The sequence below is a fragment of the Scandinavium lactucae genome, from assembly GCF_033843265.1.
GTDB lineage: Bacteria > Pseudomonadota > Gammaproteobacteria > Enterobacterales > Enterobacteriaceae > Scandinavium > Scandinavium lactucae.
This window is the reverse complement of the sequence record NZ_JAWXRD010000038.1, coordinates 95,705-119,151: the sequence shown is the minus strand read 5'-3', so window position 1 is coordinate 119,151 and position 23,447 is coordinate 95,705. Positions and strand designations below refer to the sequence as shown.

The window sequence follows — 23,447 nt, the reverse complement described above, 5'->3', positions numbered from 1 at the left end:
CCTGCACGACCCACCAAATTTAAACAAAAGCGCCTTCTGGCGCTTTTGTTGTTTCAGGGCACAGTGCTCAACGTGCAGGGTGAGAACCTGCTGCAGGTTCGAGTCGAACGCAGTGAGACAACGGAGCCGTTTGCGGCGACGGCCCGGAGGGCGAGCGAAGCGAGTCATCCTGCACGTCCCGCCAATGTGGAAAGACGCCCTAAAGGCGTCTTTTTGCTTTTCCGCGTTCCAGATAAATTCCTCACGACAATCCGGCTTAAATTCGCTATCTTGTTTAGTATATAAAACACCTGTCGCCGATAGACGCGCTAAAGCGTGCGGTCTGGTGATGGTTTGGTTAAGCCAGTAAAACGAGAAGCCATGATGAGCGTAATGTTTGATCCTGAAACCGCAATCTATCCTTTCCCGCCGAAGCCGGTGCCATTGAGCCAGGACGAAAAGCAGTTCTATCGCGAAAAAATAAAGCGTCTGCTCAAAGAGAAAAATGCGGTGATGGTGGCGCACTATTACACCGACCCAGAAATTCAGCAGTTAGCGGAGGAAACCGGTGGCTGCATTTCTGACTCGTTGGAGATGGCGCGCTTCGGGGCCAGACACACGGCTTCCACGCTGCTGGTCGCCGGGGTGCGTTTTATGGGGGAAACTGCCAAAATTTTAAGTCCGGAAAAAACCATTCTAATGCCCACGCTTCATGCGGAATGCTCACTTGATCTCGGCTGCCCGATTGATGAATTTACTCAATTTTGCGATGCCCATCCGGACAGAACCGTGGTGGTGTATGCCAATACCTCTGCGGCAGTCAAGGCTCGGGCCGACTGGGTCGTCACTTCGAGCATTGCCGTTGAGCTGATTGAACATCTGGATAGCCTCGGTGAGAAAATCATTTGGGCACCAGATCGTCATCTGGGCCGCTATGTCCAGAAACAGACTGGCGCAGACGTTCTTTGCTGGCAGGCGGCGTGTATCGTGCATGACGAATTTAAAACCCAGGCCCTGGCGCGAATGAAGGCGTTGTACCCTCAGGCGGCTATCCTGGTGCATCCAGAATCACCGCAGTCGATTGTCGATATGGCCGACGCCGTAGGCTCAACCAGCCAGCTGATTGCTGCGGCAAAAACGCTGCCCAACGCGCAGCTGATTGTCGCCACCGATCGCGGAATTTTCTATAAAATGCAGCAGGCAGTGCCGGAAAAAGAGCTACTGGAAGCACCAACGGCCGGAGAGGGGGCGACCTGCCGAAGCTGTGCCCATTGTCCGTGGATGGCGATGAACGGCCTTAAAGCCATTGCTGACGGCCTCGAACACGGTGGGGCGGAGCATGAAATCCATGTGGATGCTGCGTTGCGTGAGGGCGCTCTGCTGCCGCTTAACCGGATGTTGGATTTTGCGGCTACACTTCGATCATAAATACGATCATAAGACCGTTCTAAACCGAACGATTGACCTCTCAATGAAATTTGGCTGACAGGACAGAGATATGGATTTCTTTAGCACGCAAAACATTCTGGTGCACATTCCGATTGGGGCGGGCGGCTATGACCTGTCGTGGATTGAAGCGGTGGGGACAATAGCCGGGCTGCTGTGTATCTGGCTTGCCAGCCTCGAGAAGATCAGCAATTACGCGTTCGGGCTGCTGAACGTGACGCTATTTGCCATCATTTTCTTCCAGATCCAACTGTATGCCAGCCTGCTGCTTCAGCTGTTTTTCTTTGCGGCAAATATCTATGGCTGGTACGCATGGTCGCGACAGACCAGCCAGAATCAGGCAGAACTGCAAATTCGCTGGTTACCGCTGCCGAAAGCACTGGGCTGGCTGGCCGCTTGTGTGGTCGCCATTGGGCTGATGACGGTGTTCATTAATCCCGTCTTCGCATTCCTGACCCAGGTGGCGGTATCGGTCATGCAGACCCTGGGGCTGAATGTGGCGATGCCGGAACTCCAGCCTGATGCCTTCCCGTTCTGGGATTCCTGCATGATGGTGTTATCGATTGTGGCGATGATCCTGATGACCCGGAAATACGTCGAAAACTGGCTGCTGTGGGTGATCATCAACGTGATTAGCGTAGTGATTTTTGCTTTGCAGGGGGTTTATGCCATGTCGCTGGAATATCTGCTGCTGACGTTTATCGCTCTGAACGGTAGCCGGATGTGGATGAACAGCGCACGTGAACGAGGCTCACGCGCGCTTTCCCATTAATGGTGATGATGATGAGCGTGTTCGGCCTGCGTCTCGTTAAGATGGCATTCCGGGCCGCTGCATGGCTGGTACTCCATCTGAATGGTGGCATGCGCAATTTGGTAATGATGCTCCAGATAGTGCTGAATTCTTTCCAACAGCCCGTCGTGATCGTGCGGCGGGATCACATGCACATGTAGGGTCATCACCGGTTTTTCGCCGACCAGCCAAATGTGGACATGATGCACGTCGCGGACTTCCGGGATCTCGCGGCGCAAGCCACGTTTGAGTGCGGCGATATCCATTGAGCTGGGCGCACCTTCCAGCAACTCGTTCACGCTCTCTTTCAGCAACGCCCACGCGCTGCGAAGCACCAGGCACGACACCAGCACTGACAGAATCGGGTCAATGGGCGTCCAACCAGTGGTCAGGATCACGATAGCGGCGACGATAGCCCCCACCGAGCCGAGCAAGTCACCGAGCACATGCAGCGCGGCAGCTCTGACGTTCAGATTCTTTTCTTCGCTACCACGATGCAAAATCCAGAATGAGAGAATGTTTGCCAACATGCCCGCAACGGCAATCACCATCATGGTCGCGCCTGCGACCGGCTGCGGATGGCGAAAACGCATAATCGCTTCCCAAACAATCAGCACCGTAATCAGCACCAGTGCAATCGCGTTAACAAACGCCGCGAGGGTGGTCAGTCGCAGCCAGCCAAACGTATGGCGGGAATTAGGCGGACGGCGGGCAAAGTGAACCGCCATTAGCGCGAACAGCAGCGCCGCGGCATCGGTAAGCATGTGCCCGGCATCTGCCAACAGGGCCAATGAACCCGAAATCAGACCGCCGATCACTTCCACCACCATAAATCCGGCGGTGATCAGGAAGGCCAGCAACAGGCGACGGGCGTTGCCGTCATTCGCCCCTTGTGGCGTGGAGTGGGAATGTGAATGGGCCATACACAAATCCTGTGATGTTTAAGAGTTAGTGTATGACATCATTACAGATTTTTTGCGAATTCGCCCAAAAATTAAGGAGAGCGAGGCTCTCCTTTGGCGGGTAGGGCAGAACGATAATTACTGGGTAGTACCGTCGGTTTTGGTATTTGCATCGTTGTTAATACCGTCACCGGTTTCAACTTTCTTGTTGATATCCGGGCACTTACCGTCTTTACACATTGAGTTTTTATGGATTTCATCCTTACTCATGTGCTGTGCATCGCTGCTTGAACCATTCGGATGCATCATCGTGCCGCTCGATTGGGTGTTCACATTGCTGTTGTCTACGCCGTTAGGTGCCACATTCTGTTTGGCATCAGGGGCAACTTGTCCGGCGGAGGCAGCGGCATTGGCCTGCCCATTATTATCCGACGCGCTGTCTGCAGCTAAAGCAGCCCCACTCATCAGCGAAAGGGTTGCGGTCAGGAAAAGCGTTGCCAGTGTTTTGTTTTTCATGGGGATGCTCCTGTTATGGTCGTTAGGTCGGATAACTTCTTCCAACAGTGCATTTCTGACTGTATGTACTGCACAGTGGCTAAAGATTCCGCGATCCTGATTTATGTCAGTCTGGAATCTTGTTAATTAATCAAATCTCAGGATTTACACTTAAAAAGTGTAGCGGATATCTCACTTCTCGCTACATTCTGGCGTTTTTTTGCGGTATTCCAGGAATTATCCGGTCCAAGTGTAAAAGCCCGTTTACACTTTCAGCCTGGCGAGATAGATTGAAGGCATTGCACTCATTTATATAAGTATGGCAACGCTGGAAAGAAAATGAACTATCAGAACGACGATTTACGCATTAAAGAGATCAACGAGTTATTACCTCCCGTCGCGCTCCTTGAAAAATTTCCCGCCACGGAGAATGCCGCTAACACGGTGTCTCACGCACGTAAAGCGATTCATAAGATCCTCAGAGGCAACGACGATCGCCTGCTGGTGGTGATCGGCCCATGCTCGATTCACGATCCGGTTGCCGCGAAAGAATACGCTGGCCGTCTGCTGACCCTGCGTGATGAGCTGAAAGGCGAGCTGGAAATCGTAATGCGCGTCTACTTTGAAAAACCACGCACCACCGTGGGCTGGAAAGGGCTGATTAACGATCCGCATATGGATAACAGCTTCCAGATCAACGACGGGCTGCGCATTGCTCGTAAGCTGCTGCTGGAAATCAACGATAGCGGTCTGCCTGCCGCGGGTGAATTCCTCGATATGATAACCCCGCAGTACATGGCGGACCTGATGAGCTGGGGCGCAATAGGTGCGCGTACCACCGAATCTCAGGTTCACCGCGAGCTGGCATCCGGTCTGTCTTGCCCGGTCGGCTTCAAAAACGGCACCGATGGCACCATCAAAGTGGCGATAGACGCGATTAACGCGGCGGGCGCACCGCACTGTTTCCTGTCAGTGACCAAATGGGGCCACTCGGCGATTGTGAACACCAGCGGAAACGGCGATTGCCATATTATTCTGCGCGGCGGCAAAGAGCCAAACTACAGCGCGCATCACGTGGCAATGGTGAAAGAAGGGCTGCAAAAAGCGGGCCTGCCAGCTCAGGTGATGATCGACTTCAGCCACGCGAACTCCAGCAAGCAATTCAAAAAGCAAATGGACGTCGCGACGGATGTGGCCGGGCAGATTGCCTCTGGCGAGAAAGCGATTGTCGGGGTGATGATTGAAAGCCATCTGGTTGAAGGCAATCAGAATCTGGAAAGCGGTGAGCCGCTGACTTATGGCAAGAGCATCACCGATGCCTGCATCGGCTGGGACGATACTGACGCAGTATTGCGCCAGCTGGCGACAGCGGTTAAAGCGCGTCGCGGCTAAGCGGCACAGCAGACAATAAAAAAGCGTGGATTGCTCCACGCTTTTTTTATGTCTGGCGAAAAATTACTTCGCTTTACCCTGGTTCGCTACGGCCGCGGCTTTCGCTGCGATTTCGTCCGCGTTGCCCAGATAATAGTGTTTAATCGGTTTGAAGTTTTCGTCGAATTCATACACCAGTGGCACGCCGGTTGGGATGTTCAGTTCGAGAATTTCGTCTTCGCCCATGTTGTCCAGGTATTTCACCAGAGCACGCAGGGAGTTGCCGTGAGCGGCGATAATCACGCGCTCGCCGCTTTTCAGGCGTGGCAGAATGGTTTCGTTCCAGTAGGGCACCACGCGATCGATAGTCAGCGCCAGGCTTTCGGTGACTGGCAGCTCTTTATCGGTCAGTTTCGCGTAACGCGGGTCGTGACCCGGGTAGCGCTCGTCATCTTTGGTCAGCTCTGGAGGCGTGATCGCAAAACCACGACGCCACTGCTTAACCTGCTCGTCACCGTATTTTTCAGCGGTTTCGGCTTTGTTCAGACCCTGAAGCGCACCGTAGTGACGTTCGTTCAGCTTCCAGGATTTCTCAACCGGCAGCCAGGCCTGATCCAGTTCATCCAGCACATTCCACAGAGTGTGGATGGCACGTTTCAGCACAGAGGTGTAAGCAAAGTCAAAGCTGAAGCCTTCATCTTTCAGCAGTTTACCTGCAGCTTTAGCTTCGCCAACGCCTTTCTCAGACAGATCAACGTCATACCAACCGGTGAAGCGGTTTTCATTATTCCACTGACTTTCGCCGTGGCGAACAAGCACAAGCTTAGTTACAGCCATACCGTTACTCCTGAACTAGATTGAATGATAACAATTCTCATTATATTGCCGCCTTATAACCAACGGCAACGCTTATCCTTAACCATAGCGAAAATAGCGGCGTAGTGTAAGCGGCTTGTGAATCAGCAGTTGTATATTTGTCGGTAAGTGGCGGGACTTTCAGCAAGTTGGCGAAAAAAAGCCCTCCGAAAGGAGGGCAGGGATTACAACGAGGTAAACTGGTATTCGGTAACGCTGACGTACTCTTCACCCGGGAGTAACACGCAGTCGGGCTGCGGCCATTCCGGATGATTAGGGCTGTCCGGCAGGAATTCGCTTTCGAGCGCCAGCCCTTGCCAGTCGGCATAGGGCTCGGGTTCCCGGGACGGCGTACCTCCCAGATAATTACCGGAATAGAATTGTAGCGCAGGCGCGGTAGTGAAGACCTTGAGCTGCAATTTTTCATCAGCCGACCACACCACTGCCGCCGGATGGGAGATGTCGCCCTGGGTCGAGAGTAAAAAGGCGTGATCGTAACCCTTTACCTGGCGCTGATCGTCGTCGCTTAAAAAGGCGCTGGCGATGACCTTTGGTTGGCGGAAATCGAAACTGGTTTGTTCCACGTTTTTCAGCCCGCTGCGCGGAATGCCCATCTCATCGACCGGGAGATATGTTTCAGCCGCAATGTGCAGCTTGTGCTGGCGCACGTCACTTTGACCGCCGTCGAGGTTGAAATAGACGTGATTTGTCAGGTTCACCGGGCAGGCTTTATCGACGGTGGCACGGTATTCAATGGCGATGCGGTTATCATCGGTCAGACGATAATGCGCCGTGGCGCTGAGATTACCGGGAAAGCCCTGATCGCCATCGGCTGATTCGAGCGCAAACAGCACCGATTCGTCATTCTGATTCACTACCCGCCAGCGACGCTTATCAAATCCATCCGGGCCGCCATGCAGCTGATTTGGCCCCTGGTTCGGGGTCAATTCATAGGTCGTCCCCCCAAGGGTGAAGCGACTGTCGGCGATACGGTTCGCGTAACGCCCTACGGAGGCACCAAGATAAGCCGCCTGAGACGGGTAGTGTTCCGGGCTGGCGCAGCCAAGCAGCGCTTCACGGACGGTGCCATCCTGCATCGGAACGCGGGCCGAAAGCAGCGTCGCGCCCCAGTCCATCAGTGTGACTACCATCCCCGCGCCGTTGCGCAGGGTCAGCAGGCGGAAAGGCAGGCCGTCAGGAGCCAGAGTCGGAATTTCTTTTAGCACTGGCCCGCTCCTTGTGATGCTTTACACACGTAGAAGGTTTCTTTGATACCGGTTTTGGCATGATACTGTGCCGCAACGGCCTCTTGCACCGCAGGCACCCGTTCTTCTGGTACCAGCGCCACGATACAACCGCCGAAGCCGCCACCGGTCATGCGCACCCCGCCTGTATCGCCGATGGTCGCTTTGACAATCTCCACCAGGGTATCAATTTGTGGCACGGTGATTTCGAAATCGTCACGCATTGAGGCATGAGACTCCGCCATCAGTTCGCCCATACGTTTCAGGTCGCCTTTCTCCAGTGCGGAAGCGGCTTCAACGGTACGTGCGTTCTCGGTCAGCACATGACGCACGCGTTTAGCGACCACCGGATCCAGCTCATGCGCTACGGCGTTGAATTTTTCCAGCGACACATCGCGTAGGGCAGGCTGTTGGAAGAAACGAGCGCCCGTTTCACACTGTTCGCGGCGGGTGTTGTACTCGCTGCCGACCAGGGTGCGCTTAAAGTTACTGTTAATGATAATCACCGCCGCGCCTTTCGGCATCGATACCGCTTTGGTGCCAAGCGTGCGGCAGTCGAGCAGCAGCGCGTGGTCTTTCTTACCCAGCGCTGAAATCAGCTGATCCATAATGCCGCAATTACAGCCGACAAACTGGTTCTCCGCTTCCTGACCGTTGAGGGCGATTTGCGCCCCGTCGAGCGGCAGGTGATAAAGCTGCTGGAATACGGTTCCGACCGCGACTTCCAGTGATGCCGAGGAACTCAGGCCCGCACCCTGCGGCACGTCGCCGCTAATAACCATATCGACGCCCGCAAAATTAGGGTTACGTTTTTGCAGATGCTTGACCACGCCGCGCACGTAATTGGACCATTGCTGCGTGTCGTGGCTGACAATCGGCGCATCGAGAGAAAATTCATCGGTTTGGTTATCATAATCGGCGGCGATCACCCGCACGGTGCGGTCCTGGCGAGGGGCACAGCTAATCACCGTCTGGTAATCAATGGCGCATGGCAGCACAAAGCCGTCGTTGTAATCGGTGTGTTCGCCAATCAGGTTCACGCGGCCCGGGGCCTGGATCGTGTGGTTGGCAGGGTAGCCAAATTTCTCAGCAAACAGGGACATGGTTTTCTCTTTCAGACTCATTATTTTTAGACTCCTGATTCGCGATAGTGGACGTCACTGACGGCGCGCAGGCGTTCAGCGGCTTGCTCCGCCGTCAGGTCGCGCTGGGTTTCTGCCAGCATTTCGTAACCGACCATAAATTTACGTACGCTCGCCGAGCGCAGCAGAGGTGGGTAGAAATGGGCATGGAGCTGCCAGTGTGAATTCTCTTCGCCATTGAACGGCGCACCGTGCCAGCCCATTGAGTACGGGAAGGAGCACTGGAACAGGTTGTCGTAACGGCTGGTCAGTTTTTTCAACGCCAGCGCCAGGTCGGCGCGCTGGGCATCGGTTAAATCGGTAATACGCAGCACGTGGGCCTTCGGCAGCAGCAGGGTTTCAAACGGCCAGGCTGCCCAGTAAGGAACTACCGCCAGCCAGTGTTCGGTTTCCACCACCGTGCGGCTGCCGTCTGCGAGTTCACGTTGCACGTAGTCCACCAGCATTGGAGAACCCTGCTCGGCGAAATACGCTTGTTGCAGACGGTCTTCGCGTTCAGCTTCGTTCGGTAAGAAGCTGTTAGCCCAAACCTGGCCGTGCGGATGCGGGTTGGAACAGCCCATCGCCGCGCCTTTGTTTTCGAAAACCTGAACCCACGGATAGCGTTGACCTAAATCAGCGGTTTGCTGCTGCCAGGTTTGCACCACTTCTTCGAGTGCGCTGACGCTCAGCTCAGGCAGCGTTTTACTGTGATCCGGCGAGAAACAGATAACCCGGCTGGTGCCGCGCGCGCTTTCACAACGCATCAGCGGATCGTCGGTTTGCGGGGCATCTGGCGTATCGGTCATCAGCGCGGCAAAGTCGTTGGTGAACACGTAGGTGCCGCTGTACTGCGGGTTTTTGTCGCCGGTGACGCGGGTGTTGCCCGGACACAGGAAGCAATCAGGATCGTGCGTCGGCAGCGTTTGTTTCGCTGGCGTTTCCTGCGCCCCCTGCCAGGGGCGCTTGGCGCGATGCGGCGACACCAGGATCCACTGCCCGGTTAACGGGTTGAAGCGGCGGTGCGGGTGATCGACGGGGTTAAATTGAGTCATGACAAATCCTTAGTCGGGATAACCCTGCGGATGGCGTGACTGCCAGTGCCAGGTGTCTTGCGCCATTTCGTCAAGAGTACGGGTAACGCGCCAGTCAAGTTCACGGTCGGCTTTGCTCGCATCAGCCCAGTAGGCCGGGAGGTCACCGTCGCGGCGTGGCGCAAAATGATGATTAACCGGTTTGCCGCAGGCTTTGCTGAAGGCATTAACCACGTCCAGCACGCTGCTACCGACTCCGGCACCGAGGTTATAAATGTGAACGCCCGGTTTTTCAGCCAGTTTTTCCATCGCCGCAACGTGGCCATCGGCGAGATCCATGACGTGAATGTAATCGCGCACGCCGGTGCCGTCTTCGGTCGGGTAATCGTTGCCAAAGATCGCCAGCGATTCACGGCGGCCTACCGCAACCTGCGCGATGTACGGCATCAGGTTATTAGGAATGCCCTGCGGGTCTTCACCCATATCGCCTGACGGATGCGCCCCCACCGGGTTGAAATAGCGCAGCAGGGCAATGCTCCACTCTGGCTGGGCTTTCTGCAGGTCAGTCAGGATTTGCTCGACCATCAGCTTACTCTTGCCGTACGGGCTTTGCGGCGTGCCGGTTGGGAAACTTTCGGCGTAAGGGATTTTGGGTTGATCGCCGTAAACGGTAGCGGAAGAGCTGAAGATGAAGTTTTTGACGTTGGCGGCGCGCATGGCGGCAATCAGACGTAGGGTGCCGTTTACGTTGTTATCGTAGTATTCCAGCGGCTTGGCGACGGATTCACCGACGGCTTTCAGGCCCGCGAAGTGGATCACGGTATCAATCGCGTGATCGTGGAGTACTTCGGTCATCAGCGCTTCGTTGCGAATATCGCCTTCAACGAAAATCGGCTGTTTCCCGCCCAGACGTTCAATCACCGGTAACACGCTGCGCTTACTGTTACAGAGGTTATCCAGAATAATGACGTCGTGGCCTTGTTTCAGTAACTGTACACAAGTATGGCTGCCAATGTAACCGCTACCACCCGTAACCAGAACTCTCATTTTTCGCTCCATTAGGCTTATGGTATGTAATAAGACTAGCATAACAGAGATAAAAAAAGTGTGACATGGAATAGATTAGTGGAATCGTTTACACGGTGTGTTTTGTTCCTGAAACCTGCAGATTTTGCATTATAAATCAAAGAGACTGTGAAGGGGTGTTGCTCTTTATCTGAAAAGCGGGAGCCGAAACTCCCGCGAGGTAAACTTACCGTGCCCCAATTGCATAGCCGTAGCCGTTTTCTTCGGCCACAAACGTTAAGCGATGGGTGATGCAGTCCGGGGCATCTTCGGCGTGATGCGACACGAACAGTAGCTGGGTGTTGCCTTCGCTTATCAGTACATCAATAAAGCGGCGCACCAACTGGCGATTGAGCGGATCAAGTCCCTGCAATGGCTCGTCCAGAATAAGCAGGGTCGGATGTTTCACCAGGGCGCGAACAATCAGCGCCAGCCGTTGCTGTCCCCACGACAGGCTGTGGAAAGGTGCATCGGCGGTACGTTTGTCGATCCCGAGAATATCCAGCCAGCCCTGCGCCAGCTTATGCTGCTTGTCAGAAACAGCCTGATAAATACCAATCGAGTCAAAAAAGCCGGAGAGGATCACGTTACGCACATTGGTGCTGACGCGGTAATCAAGATGCAGGCTGCTGCTGACATAGCCGATGTGCTTTTTAATATCCCAGATGGTTTCTCCGCTGCCGCGACGTCGGCCAAATAGCGTCAAATCATTACTGTAACCCTGCGGATGGTCGCCGGTCACGAGGCTTAACAGCGTCGATTTTCCCGCACCGTTGGGCCCGATAATTTGCCAGTGCTCGCCGGGGTTTACCGTCCAGCTCAGCGCGTTAATGATCGGTTTATCGTTATAGGACACATTCCCGTTATTGAGCACAATGCGCGGCTGATCCTCCGGGAGCGTAAGACGGGCAGGGGGGGCGTCCGGTTCGGGCAGGGCGATGCCTGACAGCTTTTCGCTGTGTGCCAGTTGGGCAATCAACGCCTGTTCAAGCAGGCCTTTTTTCGCGCCGGTTTCCAGTAACGTGCAGTCAGCCAGCACGCCAGCAAACTGGACGAATTCGGGAATTTCATCAAAGCGGTTCAACACCAGCACCAGCGTCAGGCCGTCAAGATGCAGAGTGGCCAACAGCTCGGCTAAGGTTTTGCGCGATGCCACGTCCAGCCCGTCGAAGGGTTCATCGAGGATGAGCAGGTCCGGGGTATTCATCAGTGTCTGGCACAGCAGCGCTTTGCGGGTTTCGCCCGTGGACAGATATTTGAAACGACGATCGAGCAGGTGAGGGATGCCAAACCGGGTCGCCAGCGCGTCACAGCGTGCGGCGTCCTTCACCTCATTCTGGATAATTTCAGCGGTAGTGCGGCCGGTGTCTTCTTCGCCAGGGCTCAGTAAATCAGTATTGTTGCGCTGCCACTCGTCGCTGACCAGCTTCTGTAATTGCTCAAACGAGAGGCGGGTCGGGCGAGTGAACTGGCTTACACGCGTGCCGGTAAGCAGCGTCAGTTCGCCGGAGAGTGCGCGGGCCAGCGCCGACTTACCGCTGCCGTTGCTGCCGACAAAGGCCCAGGACTCGCCGGAACGAACGGTTAACTCGGCAATAGAGAGCGTTTTTGTATCGCTAAGACGAAACGTGCCTTGCGAAATTTGCAATGATGACATGATGTATCCCGTTTTTTGCAGCGAAGTCATTCAGGGATACGTTTTCTGACCGCGAAAGTCAAGCCATCAGCACAGGGTGGCGAGGATAGCCCGATCGGCATTAAACCAGGCGATGGCGGGTTCGCCGGGCTGTAATTCTGCGGCCTCTTCCAGCGGAATGGTAGCGCATAGCACCTGACCATCCGGCAACGTCATTAATACTTCGCACTGCGCTGCGCCGCGTTCGATATGGCTTATCGTGCCAGGCAGCTGATTATCGGCTGCTGCGGCCACCGTCGCATCGCGCGTGATCCCCACCCATGGCGCTTTCAGTAGCACCAACACGTCTTTGCCTTCTTCCAGACCCAGACGTTCTCCGCTGTGGGCGGTGATCGCCACTTTCAGGCGCGTTTCACCGTCAGCCAGCAACACGTCAACATGCTCCTGCACCTGTTGGTGGTCGCGGCGGGTGAGGGTGCCAAACCACTGGTTGCGGGCACTGGTTTGCAGCGAGAAGCGTGAGATTGCCGCCAGCAGGCTGTCGAGCGGCAGGGCATCGTCGTGGCTAAGCACGTCGAAGGCTTTTTGCTGTATTTGTGCCAGCAGGTCGTACAGCTGGATCAATCGCTGACCGTAGCGGGTAAGCACCGCGCCGCCGCCGCCCTTGCCGCCGGTCGCTCTGTCAACCAGCGGCTGTTCGCTGAGCTGATTCATTTCATTGATCGCATCCCAGGCGCTCTTATAGCTAATACCCGCATTCTTTGCGCCCTGGCTTATCGAGCCGGTCAGCGCAATTTGCTTAAGCAGCGCAATCCGACGCGGGTCAGCAAAAAGGCGCTGCTGGAGCTTGAGAGTAAGTAGAATTTCGGCCTGCATATCAATGTCCTGCTCAGAAGAAAAGGGGGTGGTCAACGTTATTATTACACAGCGCATCGCACAAAAGGGGCGTGAATTTCCTGCTGAAGCAGTTACAATAAAGGAATCACAGTGTCTGGAGTTGACCATGTTAGAGTTATTGAAAAGTCTGGTATTTGCCGTGATCATGGTTCCCGTGGTGATGGCAATCATCCTGGGGCTGATTTACGGTCTGGGTGAAGTGTTTAACGTTCTGTCGAACGTAGGCCATAAAGACAACGACCAGCAGTCCAAACAACATCATTGATTTCAGGACGCCCGGCATCGCCGGGCGTTTTTTTATCCCCTATCTGTCTTCTCGCTGTTTAAGTTCCTTTTCTTTCTGCCGATAGTATCCCTGAGTCCCCCTAATTCGCGCTGGGAAAACCCTACCGTTATCGTTATATTATAAAATACATAACGATATTTACAGGAGTTACAGATGGAACGATTATGGCTACGCTTTTTCGCCGGCGCGACGTTATCCCTTGCGGTAGTGGGGCACGCTGCGGCAGCAGACGCAGGCAAAATTACCGTATTTGCGGCCGCTTCGCTGACCAATGCGATGCAGGACATTGCCAAAGAGTATAAAAAAGAGAACAACGTCGAAGTGGTCTCTTCTTTTGCCTCGTCCTCAACCCTGGCGCGCCAGATTGAAGCGGGTGCCCCAGCCGATCTGTTCATTTCTGCCGATCAGAAATGGATGGATTACGCGGTTGAGAAAAAGGCTATCGATAACGCAAGCCGTGAAACGCTGCTCGGTAACAGCCTGGTCGTTATTGCATCGAAAGCCAGCGAGCAAGGCGCAGTCACCATTGACGCCAAAACCAACTGGACCAGCCTGCTGAAGGGGGGGCGTCTGGCGGTGGGCGATCCGGACCACGTTCCGGCGGGCATCTATGCCAAAGAAGCGTTACAGAAATTGGGGGCATGGGATACCCTGTCACCGAAACTGGCTCCGGCGGAAGACGTGCGTGGCGCGCTGGCGCTAGTGGAACGTAACGAAGCGCCGCTGGGCATCGTTTACGGTTCTGATGCGGTGGCCAGTAATGGCGTCAAAGTGGTGGGCACATTCCCTGAAGACTCTCATAAAAAAGTAGAGTATCCGATGGCTATCACCGACGGACATAACAACGCCATGGTCAAAGCCTTCTACGATTATCTGAAAGGCCCACAGGCCTCAGCCATCTTTAAACAGTACGGGTTTACAACGCACGAATGATATTGACCGATCCCGAATGGCAGGCGGTACTGCTGAGCCTAAAAGTTTCATCCCTGGCCGTGGTGTTCAGCTTGCCGTTTGGGATTTTCTTTGCCTGGCTACTGGTGCGGCGTAATTTCCCTGGCAAAGCGCTCCTCGACAGTCTCATCCATCTCCCCCTGGTGTTGCCCCCGGTGGTGGTCGGTTATTTATTGCTGATTGCGATGGGGAGGCGGGGATTTATCGGAGCCTGGCTATACGACTGGTTTGGCCTGACCTTTGCCTTTAGCTGGCGCGGGGCGGTGCTGGCTGCGGCGGTGATGTCCTTCCCGTTGATGGTACGTGCCATACGACTGGCGCTGGAAGGTGTCGATATCAAGCTGGAACAGGCGGCCCGCACCCTTGGGGCCGGGCGCTGGCGGGTGTTTGCTACCATCACGCTGCCGCTGATGCTGCCGGGGATTATCGTCGGCACCGTGCTGGCCTTTGCCCGATCGCTGGGCGAATTTGGCGCGACCATCACCTTTGTGTCAAACATCCCTGGCGAAACGCGAACCCTGCCCTCGGCGATGTACACCCTGATTCAGACGCCGGGCGGGGAAGGTGCGGCCGCGCGTCTGTGCATCATTTCCATCGTGCTGGCGCTGGTTTCTCTGTTGATCTCTGAATGGCTGGCGCGGCTTAGCCGTGAGCGGATGGGGAAATAATCATGCTGGAACTCAATTTCACACAGACCCTCGGCAACCACTGCCTGACCATCAACGAATCGCTCCCCGCTAGCGGGATAACCGCCGTATTTGGCGTCTCGGGGGCGGGTAAAACATCGCTCATCAATGCCATCAGCGGCCTGACCCGGCCACAGCAGGGACGCATCGTGCTCAACGGGCGAGTGCTCAACGACGTCGATAAAAAGATTTACCTGTCGCCGGAAAAACGTCGGGTTGGCTATGTCTTTCAGGATGCGCGTCTGTTCCCGCACTATAAAGTGCGCGGCAATCTGCGCTACGGCATGGCAAAAAGCATGGCCGGACAGTTCGATAAACTGGTGGCCCTGCTCGGGATTGAAACGCTGCTCGACCGCCTGCCTGGTGGACTTTCCGGCGGCGAAAAACAGCGTGTGGCGATTGGCCGGGCGCTGCTCACCGCCCCGGAACTGCTGTTGCTCGATGAACCGCTAGCCTCGCTTGATATTCCGCGCAAACGCGAGCTGTTGCCTTATCTGCAACGTCTGGCCCGCGAAATCAATACTCCGATGCTCTACGTCAGCCATTCCCTCGATGAAATTCTGCATCTGGCCGATAAGGTGTTGGTCCTGGAGGAGGGCAACGTTAAAGCGTTTGGCAATCTGGAAGACGTCTGGGGCAGCAGCGTGATGCATCCCTGGCTGCCGCAGGATCAACAAAGCAGCATTCTGAAAGCCACGGTGCTGGAGCATCATCCGCATTACGCGATGACCGCGCTGGCGCTGGGCGACCAGCATCTTTGGGTCAACAAACTTGAGCGCCCGGTACAGTCGGCGGTGCGGGTGCGTATTCAGGCATCCGATGTGTCGCTGGTGCTCCAGCCACCGGTGCAAACCAGCATCCGGAACGTGCTGCGAGCCAAAGTCGCTAAATGCTACGATAATAACGGACAGGTGGAAGTCGAGCTTGAAGTTGGCGGGCGCACGCTGTGGGCGCGCATCAGCCCATGGGCCCGCGATGACCTGGCGGTGAAGCCAGGCCAGTGGCTGTATGCGCAGATTAAAAGCGTGTCGATAACCGCCTGATTACAGCAGACGAGTGTAGATAAATTCGGCGATGCTGTGGGTGGTGTTATCCCCGATAACCACGTTGGCGCGGGCTTTCACCGCGTCATCGGCATTGCCCATCGCCACGCCGGTACCTGCGGCTTCCAGCATACTGATGTCGTTAAAGTTATCGCCGAAGGCAATCACATCCTGCATCAATAATCCCTGCGATTCGACCCAGCGCGCCAGACGATAGCCTTTGCTGTTGCCCTTGCGCGCAATATCCACCTGATCGTGCCACGACCATTCGCACTCCAGATCCAGCGTTTTCGTCGCATGATTGGCGAAATTATTCAGCTTTTGCGTGTCCTGGTCCGTCAGAGCGAACTTCCACACCGACTTCACTTCCTGTGCGGCCTGGGTCAGCGACGCGACCTGAGTAAACGACGGACGTTGTGCTTCTGGCAACTGCTGCGCCCAGTTCAGGGTGCGCGTCACGTGCCCGGTGGCTTGCTCATACATCATGGTGTCATCGACGTACATCAGGCCATGAATGTTGTGTTCAGCCAATAATCCAACCAGCGAACGGGCTTTTTCAACCGGCATCGGATCGGCTTCGATAACCTTTTTTGCCTGATAATCATACAAATAGGTGCCATTACAGCAAATTGCAGGTGTATCCAGCGCCAGTGCCTGATAAAAAGGATGGATAGCAACGTGATGTCGGCCCGTGACGATGAGGATTTTGTAGCCTGCCTGTCTGGCGCGAGCCAGCGCCTCGAGGGATTCGGGAAGAATGGTTTTCGTGGGCGTTAGCAGGGTACCGTCTAAATCGAGAGCTATCACGCGTGATGTCATGTTGCAGTCCAGGGTTAATGTTGAAAAATGTGCAGCTCACGATGGTACACCGCAGCGCGCGCAGGGCAAATTTTTCAGCACTCACTATTATGTATAATTTGCTTCCACGTGCAGTATGGAAAGGAGTTTTCATGAAACAAACCGTATATACCGCCAGCCCGGAAAGTCAGCAGATCCACGTCTGGAGCCTGCATCACGACGGCCAGCTGACGCTGGTGCAGGTGGTTGACGTGCCGGGCCAGGTTCAGCCGATGGTGATCAGCCCCGACAAGCGTTATCTCTACGTTGGCGTGCGCCCGGAGTTTCGCGTCCTGGCCTACCGTATTGCCCCGGATGACGGCGCACTGACCTATGCGGCGGAATCCGCACTGCCGGGCAGTCCGACCCATATTTCCACTGATCATCACGGCCAGTTCCTGTTCAGCGGTTCTTACAACCAGGCCTGCGTCAGCGTCACGCGTCTGGAAGATGGCCTCCCGGTCGGCGTGGTTGACGTGGTGGAAGGTCTTGAAGGTTGCCACTCTGCCAACATCACCCCGGACAACCGTACTCTGTGGGTTCCGGCCCTGAAGCAGGATCGCATCTGTCTGTTTACCCTGAGCGACGATGGCAAACTGGTTGCGCAAACCCCGGCGGAAGTGACCACCGTAGAAGGCGCGGGTCCGCGTCACCTGGTGTTCCACCCGAATCAGCAGTACGCCTACTGCGTCAACGAGCTGAACAGCTCTGTCGACGTTTGGGAACTGAACGATCCTCACGGTGAAATTGAATGTGTGCAGACCCTGGACATGATGCCGCCGGACTTCACCGGCACGCGCTGGGCGGCGGATATTCACATCACCCCGGATGGCCGCCATCTGTATGCCTGTGACCGTACCTCCAGCACCCTGACGGTGTTCACGGTATCTGAAGACGGCAGCGTGCTCGAGGTTCAGGGCTTCCAGCCGACCGAAACCCAGCCGCGCGGCTTTAACGTCGATCACAGCGGTAAGTTCGTGATTGCTGCCGGTCAGAAATCTCATCACATTGCGGTGTATGAGATTCAGGGCGAGCAGGGGCTGTTGCAGGAGAAGGGCCGTTATGCGGTCGGCCAGGGCCCGATGTGGGTGGTGGTCAACGCGCACTAAGCCATGCGCTGAAAATAAAAAACACCGCGTTGCATCAGGTTTTTTCTGTCTGATTCTTGAAGAAGGCCGTAACGGAGTACGTTACGGCCTTTATTATTCCGATGGAGCCAACCACTTAATCGCAAGTTTATTACCTAGTTGCTTTTATAACGGATAACCCAATCTGTATTTCATCATGAATATTCTATTTTATTTGCTTCGTGATTAATGTGGCTTGGTTTTATTTAAGTGGTGAATGAATTCGGCAGCGATATTGATTTGGTGCTGTGAAAGGGTGTTTTAATTGTCAGGGGGCGGGAGTATTCTTTTTAATAAAATTGAGCGTTATATAAAAAGGATATTTGTCTATGGCAGGACAATCGGGAACGATTCAACAGCATGATACTTTTAACCGTTATTTATTATTTTTCCCCCGCACTAAAGCGATTACCCTTGATGTTCATTCCTTCACAGGCGAAGAAGCGTTAAGTCAGCCCTACCGCTACACCATCCGTTTCACCACTCCGGAACAAAACCTCCCGATGAATGCCGTGCTTAACCAGACGGCTGAATTTCTTCTCCGTGCCCCGAACCCAAAGGCGTCCTGGCCCGGGCAATCCCCCTGGCTGCCGGTGCGACACATCAACGGCGTGATCACCTCGTTTTCCCGCATCAAATCCTCCGCCGATGAGGCACTCTACGAGTGCGTGCTGGAGCATGAACTGGCGTTACTGGACCGCAATTATCGCTCTGCCGTTTACATGGATATGTCGGTTCCTGAGCTCGTCACGAAGCTGATGAAAGAGAGCGGATATTTTGACGGTTATAACATCGATTTCGATAAATTGAGTCACCGCTATCCCCGGCGGGAAATGATTGTTCAGTGGAAGGAAACTGACCTGACCTTTATCCGCCGATTGCTGGCTGACGTTGGGATTTGGTTCCGCTTTGAAAATCATGACCAGGTTCCGACGGAAACCGTGGCTGTCTTTGGTGATTCAGTTGGACGTTATATTTTCAGTGACAAGAAATTGCCGTACGTCCGCAATTCCGGCCTGACCGGTTACGACGAGTACATTACCGATCTGGAAGAGCATCACACGCTGATCCCCAAAAACGTGCTGGTGCGGAATTATAACTACCGTGACCCGTACTCGCCGCAAACCGATAAAAGCATTGAAACGCATGATATCCCCGAGGGCGTGACCACCGGGCGGGAATACCACTATGCCGATCGCTTTCTGGAATCCGGGGATGTCTACGGTGAAGAAGCGGAAACGGCGACGTTTTACGCCCGGGTGCGTTATGAACGGCTGCTAAATAACCAGACTATTCTGCGGGCGACAACCAGCGACCCGGCGCTACAGCCCGGCATGATGTTCACTCCAACCGGACCCATTCCAGACAGCTTTAAAGCAGGCTATTTGATTTCGTCGATGACGATCGGCGGGAGCCGGGCTGAGCACTATCGCGCGACGCTGGGCGGTATTCCCTATCTCAATGGTTACAGTTTTCGACCGGCACGGCTGGCGCGTCCGGTGATTGCCGGATCGGTGCCTGCAAGGGTGGCCTCCATCGGGGGGGATAAAACGTACGCCGGGGTGGATGCGCAGGGCCGCTACCGCGTGAAGTTTGATTTTGACCTGGATGAACAGCGGGAGGGCTTTGAAAGCGCACGGGTACGTCTGGGCAGGCCGTATGCAGGCGACACCTACGGTTTTCACTTTCCGCTGCTGGATAAGACTGAAGTCGCGGTGATGTTTGAGAGTGGCGACCCGGACAGACCGTATATCGCCCAGGTGATGCATGACGGAGCCCGTCCCGATCTGGTCACAAACCGTAACGATACTCGCAACGTCATCCGCACCGCCGGTCTGAACAAAATCCGCCTTGAGGACAGGCGCGGCAAGGAACACGTCAAGATTTCCACCGAGTACGAAAAGAGCCAGCTCAGCGTGGGTCACCTGGTCGATGCCGAGGGGAAACCGCGCGGGGAAGGAGTGGAAGCGCGAACCGATAACCGGATGACGCTGCGTGCCGCGAAAGGGATGCTGATCACCACCGAAGCCCAGCCCCGTGCCCAGGGGCAGCAGCTGGATATGGCCGAGGCCGTGGCGCAGCTGGAAAAAGCGCTGTCACTGGCGAAAACGTTGCAACAAAGCGCTCTGACGGCAGGGGCTGATACTGTGGAGACCGATCGGCAAAACACGTTAAAGCAGACGCTGAACAAGCTGACTGGCGCGGGCATTCTGACGTATGCGGGTGAGGGTCTGGCCCAGGTGACGCCGCAAACCCTGCAACTGTCGGCCGGAAAAGATTTGATCGCCACGGCGGGAAATAACGCCACGGTGAACGTCGTTAAAAAACTCTCGATGGCCGTGGGCGATAAACTCTCGCTGTTCGTCCGCAAGCTCGGTATCCAGCTGATTGCCGGGGCCGGGGATATCAATACCCAAGCCCAGCGCGGGGCCATGCACATGCTGTCACAGCAGGATTTCACGCTGACCAGCACCGCGGGGAAAATGAACGGTAGCGCCAAGCAGGGCATGCAGTTTACCTGCGGGGGTGGCGGGATACGTATCAGCCCCAACGGGCTGGTGACGATCTTCTCGCCGACGGGTATTGAGCTGAAAGGCCCGACTCTGAAATACGACGGACCAGATAGCGCGCAGGTACAGACACCATCGTTTAACAAAGGGGCGTTTAAACAGCGTTACCAGCTCCACTCTCCTGATGACGATCAGCAAATTCTCGCCAACAAAAAATTCAGAATGACCAGCTCATCCGGGCAAGTGACAGAGGGGGTGACCGACAGTGACGGTTATACACCGCTCATCGACGCGGACGATCTCGATACACTTAAAATGGAGTTGATGGAATGACGGACACGACGAAAAAAAGCCCGTATGCCCCACGCGTAATTTCAGAGGGCGATATCCCGGTTCATAAAGATCTGGGGGAAGTGGCCCAAACGTGCCGGGTGGCCGTTCCGCGGCCGATGCCCTGTATTGTTATCCTGGTTCACGGGGTCAACGACGTGGGGGAGGCGTACCAGAATCAGGAGAAAGGGATCATTGCCGGGCTGAGTAAGCGCCTGGCCCGGACGGATTTGTACGCGCACGGCTGGCGCGATTTCATCATGATGCACAACGAAGAGGCCCAGAAGAAAATCAAAGAGCCGGGCCGTTCGCCGGTGATCCCGTTCTACTGGGGGTATAAGCCGGTCACGCATGCCGACTACAAGGCTGACCAGCAACGTTACAAGGCCGAAGTCAGTAAGCTGTCATCGCAGGCCCGTCTGCCCTATGACGCGTATCAGGAAGATAACGCGAAGAATAAAGCCGCGCTGGGTAACGATGAAAAAAGCCCGTTTAAGTTTCAGAACGACAATTTTAAAAACGGCCTTGATGTGAATTTTGCCAAAGGGGGCGGAACCTTTGCGAACGCCACCACCTGCATCCCTGACATGCTGGGGCCGGGTGCGCTGCCCTGGCCGCTGCCGGTTTCGGTTCGTTGTACGCGAATGGAGGCGATTATACCCATCCCATTTTCGCTAATCCGCACCGTATCTATCAGTTTTTTGCCGCCCAGCGTCTGGCGGATTTGATTATTCAGATTCGCGGTGAAGATGTCACTAAGAATGATGTGATCAATGTGGTGGCGCACAGTCAGGGCACGATCCTCACCATGCTGGCAAATATGCTGGTCAAGCAGGCCGGCTATGACCCGGTGAACTGTACCATCCTGAATCATTCCCCGTACTCGCTGGAGGGGCGACTTCTTGAAAATGGTCAGCCCGGTCATCACCAGACGGAACAGGCGCGGGTGGAAACATTCAGGCATTTTTGCGCGCTGATGGCGACACAGTACAAAGGGGGCGAGTTATCCGATGGGGAGATGCAGGCGATGGAAGCCAGTTGCGCGTCACGGAAAGCGGCAGACAATCCGCTACGGGAAGACATCCGATATCGGCGGAACAATAACGGCAAGGTCTACAACTACTGGTGCCCCCAGGATGGCACGGTGTCGCTGCAACCTATCCAGGGGTTTGGCTGGCGCGGTATTCCGAATGAGATAGCCAAAGACATCCCCAATCTTCGCCAGCGTGTGTTTTGCCAGCATCGTTGGGTAGGGCAAGCCGTACAGGGGAAACCGTTCAGTATGGCCCCGGAGCGCGAAGGGGATTTCAGCCCCACGCCGGTGATGAATGCGGGCTATTCCTACAGTGACGTGGTGATTAACGGCGAAGAGCTGCCGGAGACGTTTATCTTCGAGCTACAGGGCGAGCGAAACAAAAAAGATGACGACCCGGTGACCTGCGATACCCCGTATGAAGCCTATATCGACCCAAACAGCCCGGATGCCTATATCTCTTATTCTGCGAAGGCCTTCGCCATCAAACGCACCGAAAGCGCGACGTATCCGGTGAGTCGTTACCAGAGTCTCAGCTGGCGACCGGGCCATGTTCTGACGTCCGACGAGCTGAAAGTAGAGAGCTATGACCGCAAGCGAGAAGTGATTCACGGCATCGTTTCAGGCAGCAAAGATTTTCAGAGCGTGGCGCTGACCTGGAAGAAAACAGATGAAGAGTTACAGGCGGAATGGCAAAAAACCGACCCGGTGGGTTATAGCCAGCATTCATCGATTGTCATGAGCAAATTTGCACCGTCCCACGCGATGGCGTTTGACCTGGCCATCGGCCAGTGCAAGGCATTCGACTACAAGGCCGGGAAATTCTGGGAGGGCCTGTTGCACCGTGCTGACTGGAGGGATCCGTTGAATGGTTACGCTGCTGCTAAAGAGTATTACCGGACGGGAAAGTTACAAATCGACTTAACGAAAAAATTTATGAATAAACCCAATGAGATGCTTCCTAAAGGGGAGTTTGGGGTTGTAAACCAGTTTAACAACGCGACGACGGTTATCCCGTCCCGTGACCTGGTCGCGGGGAACAAGGAAGTGCCAAACCTACAATGGGATATGCCCGAACCACTTAGCGACAGCCAACTGGCATAAGGATAAACAATGAAAGGATTTTGTACGGTGCTAACAGCCACTGCCGTTTTACTGGCGGCTGGATGCCAGGCAAAAGAGCCACCGACGCAGGTGGTTTACCGTTTTGATGACCACCGTTATCTGGAGCTAACGGGCTGGGACTGCGAGGGTGCGCTCTGGTACACGGATACGCACCGAGGAATACGTACGCAACCGTACTCACAGTTCTACCGACTATTTACGCGAAAGTTTATCCATCAATCAGAGAGATATATTGCAATTACAAGCTGGGACGTCAGTGGTTTTATAGTTTCTAAAGATTATGGTCAAACCTGGCAACTTGCGCAATTTTCACCATCAGGTAATGAACCTAACGGAGATAACAGTGCGCCTAGAGAAGATGCTGTTTCCTTCACCGTCGTCAACGACCAGGGATTTTTACAGACCAAACATCGGCTGTATATGTCGTCCAAACCGTTTGATGATCCGCGAGTTGTTGAAGGGGGACCGGGAATTACCTACACACTTGAAGACGGAACAGTGCAAAGAATTGAACCAAATTCTCCAGGGTGGAAATGGGGAATGGTGTATTTAACAAAACAGGGGCTGGAAGGAAAGGTAGTGAGCCACGAGACAAATTATCAGGGCTTGCCAGACAAGGTGCCAGAAGTTAAGGGTTACACCGGCTGGGACCACATGCGCTGTGATATGGATAAGGGGCGCTAA

Annotated in this window: 20 protein-coding genes, 1 other RNA gene and 1 pseudogene; 12 read left to right on the top strand and 10 right to left on the bottom strand. The window is 54.9% G+C overall.

Annotated features, from left to right (window positions below; translation table 11 throughout):
• Positions 1-58 precede the first annotated feature (58 nt).
• The 3 genes from SIK69_RS17150 to pnuC all read left to right on the top strand — a co-directional run bounded on the left by SIK69_RS17150 (position 59) and on the right by pnuC (position 2,197).
• Positions 59-184, top strand: a non-coding RNA gene (locus SIK69_RS17150) — RtT sRNA.
• A 179-nt stretch (positions 185-363) separates the two neighbouring features.
• Positions 364-1,407 (top strand): quinolinate synthase NadA, encoded by a 1,044-nt coding sequence (gene nadA / locus SIK69_RS17145; RefSeq protein WP_319629448.1) that lies wholly within the window; start codon positions 364-366, stop codon positions 1,405-1,407.
• Between the two features lie 70 nt (positions 1,408-1,477).
• A complete protein-coding gene (gene pnuC / locus SIK69_RS17140; RefSeq protein WP_319786622.1) occupies positions 1,478-2,197 on the top strand; it encodes a nicotinamide riboside transporter PnuC in 720 nt (239 codons plus the stop codon).
• Here pnuC and zitB read toward each other — a convergent pair.
• Positions 2,194-3,138 (bottom strand): CDF family zinc transporter ZitB, encoded by a 945-nt coding sequence (gene zitB / locus SIK69_RS17135; protein WP_319629444.1) that lies wholly within the window; start codon positions 3,136-3,138, stop codon positions 2,194-2,196. The two genes, pnuC and zitB, sit on opposite strands and share 4 nt — an antisense overlap.
• Positions 3,139-3,255: 117 nt before the next feature.
• Positions 3,256-3,633 carry a YbgS-like family protein gene (locus tag SIK69_RS17130; RefSeq protein ID WP_319629443.1) on the bottom strand — a complete coding sequence of 126 codons (378 nt, stop codon included), beginning with the start codon at positions 3,631-3,633 and terminating at the stop codon, positions 3,256-3,258.
• Between the two features lie 318 nt (positions 3,634-3,951).
• Here SIK69_RS17130 and aroG point away from each other — a divergent pair, with 318 nt between their 5' ends.
• On the top strand, positions 3,952-5,004 hold the full coding sequence (gene aroG / locus SIK69_RS17125; RefSeq protein ID WP_319629442.1) for a 3-deoxy-7-phosphoheptulonate synthase AroG: 1,053 nt from the start codon (positions 3,952-3,954) through the stop codon (positions 5,002-5,004).
• A gap of 63 nt (positions 5,005-5,067) precedes the next feature.
• Here aroG and gpmA read toward each other — a convergent pair whose 3' ends face one another.
• The 7 genes from gpmA to modE form a co-directional block, all read right to left on the bottom strand.
• The gene (gpmA, locus tag SIK69_RS17120; RefSeq protein ID WP_097164985.1) at positions 5,068-5,820 is read right to left on the bottom strand and encodes a 2,3-diphosphoglycerate-dependent phosphoglycerate mutase; all 753 of its coding nucleotides are present in this window, start codon (positions 5,818-5,820) and stop codon (positions 5,068-5,070) included.
• Between the two features lie 203 nt (positions 5,821-6,023).
• A complete protein-coding gene (gene galM, locus SIK69_RS17115; protein WP_319629441.1) occupies positions 6,024-7,064 on the bottom strand; it encodes a galactose-1-epimerase in 1,041 nt (346 codons plus the stop codon).
• Complete coding sequence (galK, locus tag SIK69_RS17110) at positions 7,058-8,206, bottom strand: galactokinase (protein ID WP_319786621.1); 1,149 nt, start codon at positions 8,204-8,206, stop codon at positions 7,058-7,060. The genes galM and galK overlap by 7 nt, the downstream gene beginning before the upstream one ends.
• A gap of 5 nt (positions 8,207-8,211) precedes the next feature.
• Positions 8,212-9,258, bottom strand: coding sequence for a galactose-1-phosphate uridylyltransferase (gene galT / locus SIK69_RS17105; protein WP_319629439.1), 1,047 nt, complete (start codon positions 9,256-9,258; stop codon positions 8,212-8,214).
• Positions 9,259-9,267: 9 nt separating this feature from the next.
• Complete coding sequence (gene galE, locus SIK69_RS17100) at positions 9,268-10,284, bottom strand: UDP-glucose 4-epimerase GalE (protein ID WP_319629438.1); 1,017 nt, start codon at positions 10,282-10,284, stop codon at positions 9,268-9,270.
• A gap of 205 nt (positions 10,285-10,489) precedes the next feature.
• On the bottom strand, positions 10,490-11,959 hold the full coding sequence (modF, locus tag SIK69_RS17095) for a molybdate ABC transporter ATP-binding protein ModF (protein ID WP_319629437.1): 1,470 nt from the start codon (positions 11,957-11,959) through the stop codon (positions 10,490-10,492).
• Positions 11,960-12,025: 66 nt separating this feature from the next.
• On the bottom strand, positions 12,026-12,814 hold the full coding sequence (gene modE / locus SIK69_RS17090) for a molybdenum-dependent transcriptional regulator (protein WP_319629436.1): 789 nt from the start codon (positions 12,812-12,814) through the stop codon (positions 12,026-12,028).
• 127 nt (positions 12,815-12,941) lie between these two features.
• Between modE and SIK69_RS17085 the strand changes: the two genes are divergently transcribed.
• The 4 genes from SIK69_RS17085 (at position 12,942) to modC (ending at position 15,801) form a co-directional block, all read left to right on the top strand.
• Positions 12,942-13,100, top strand: coding sequence for an AcrZ family multidrug efflux pump-associated protein (locus tag SIK69_RS17085; protein WP_319629435.1), 159 nt, complete (start codon positions 12,942-12,944; stop codon positions 13,098-13,100).
• A 174-nt stretch (positions 13,101-13,274) separates the two neighbouring features.
• Complete coding sequence (modA, locus tag SIK69_RS17080; RefSeq protein WP_319629434.1) at positions 13,275-14,054, top strand: molybdate ABC transporter substrate-binding protein; 780 nt, start codon at positions 13,275-13,277, stop codon at positions 14,052-14,054.
• Positions 14,051-14,740: a molybdate ABC transporter permease subunit gene (gene modB, locus SIK69_RS17075; protein ID WP_319629433.1), complete on the top strand. Its 690-nt coding sequence runs from the start codon at positions 14,051-14,053 to the stop codon at positions 14,738-14,740. Before modA ends, modB begins: the two co-directional genes overlap by 4 nt.
• Positions 14,741-14,742: 2 nt before the next feature.
• Positions 14,743-15,801, top strand: coding sequence for a molybdenum ABC transporter ATP-binding protein ModC (gene modC / locus SIK69_RS17070; protein ID WP_319629432.1), 1,059 nt, complete (start codon positions 14,743-14,745; stop codon positions 15,799-15,801).
• Here the strand turns inward: modC and SIK69_RS17065 are convergent, their stop codons facing one another.
• Positions 15,802-16,620, bottom strand: a complete 819-nt coding sequence (locus tag SIK69_RS17065) for a pyridoxal phosphatase (protein WP_319786620.1) — start codon at positions 16,618-16,620, stop codon at positions 15,802-15,804.
• A 131-nt stretch (positions 16,621-16,751) separates the two neighbouring features.
• Here SIK69_RS17065 and pgl point away from each other — a divergent pair, with 131 nt between their 5' ends.
• From pgl to SIK69_RS17040, 4 genes and pseudogenes are all read left to right on the top strand, one after another.
• Positions 16,752-17,747, top strand: a complete 996-nt coding sequence (gene pgl, locus SIK69_RS17060) for a 6-phosphogluconolactonase (RefSeq protein ID WP_319629430.1) — start codon at positions 16,752-16,754, stop codon at positions 17,745-17,747.
• Between the two features lie 347 nt (positions 17,748-18,094).
• Positions 18,095-20,608, top strand: a complete 2,514-nt coding sequence (locus SIK69_RS17055; RefSeq protein ID WP_319629429.1) for a type VI secretion system Vgr family protein — start codon at positions 18,095-18,097, stop codon at positions 20,606-20,608.
• Positions 20,605-22,742 (top strand): annotated as a pseudogene (locus tag SIK69_RS17045) (T6SS effector phospholipase Tle3 domain-containing protein). The gene SIK69_RS17055 and the pseudogene SIK69_RS17045 overlap by 4 nt, the downstream one beginning before the upstream one ends.
• Before the next feature lie 9 nt (positions 22,743-22,751).
• Positions 22,752-23,447, top strand: a complete 696-nt coding sequence (locus SIK69_RS17040) for a T6SS immunity protein Tli3 family protein (protein WP_319629426.1) — start codon at positions 22,752-22,754, stop codon at positions 23,445-23,447.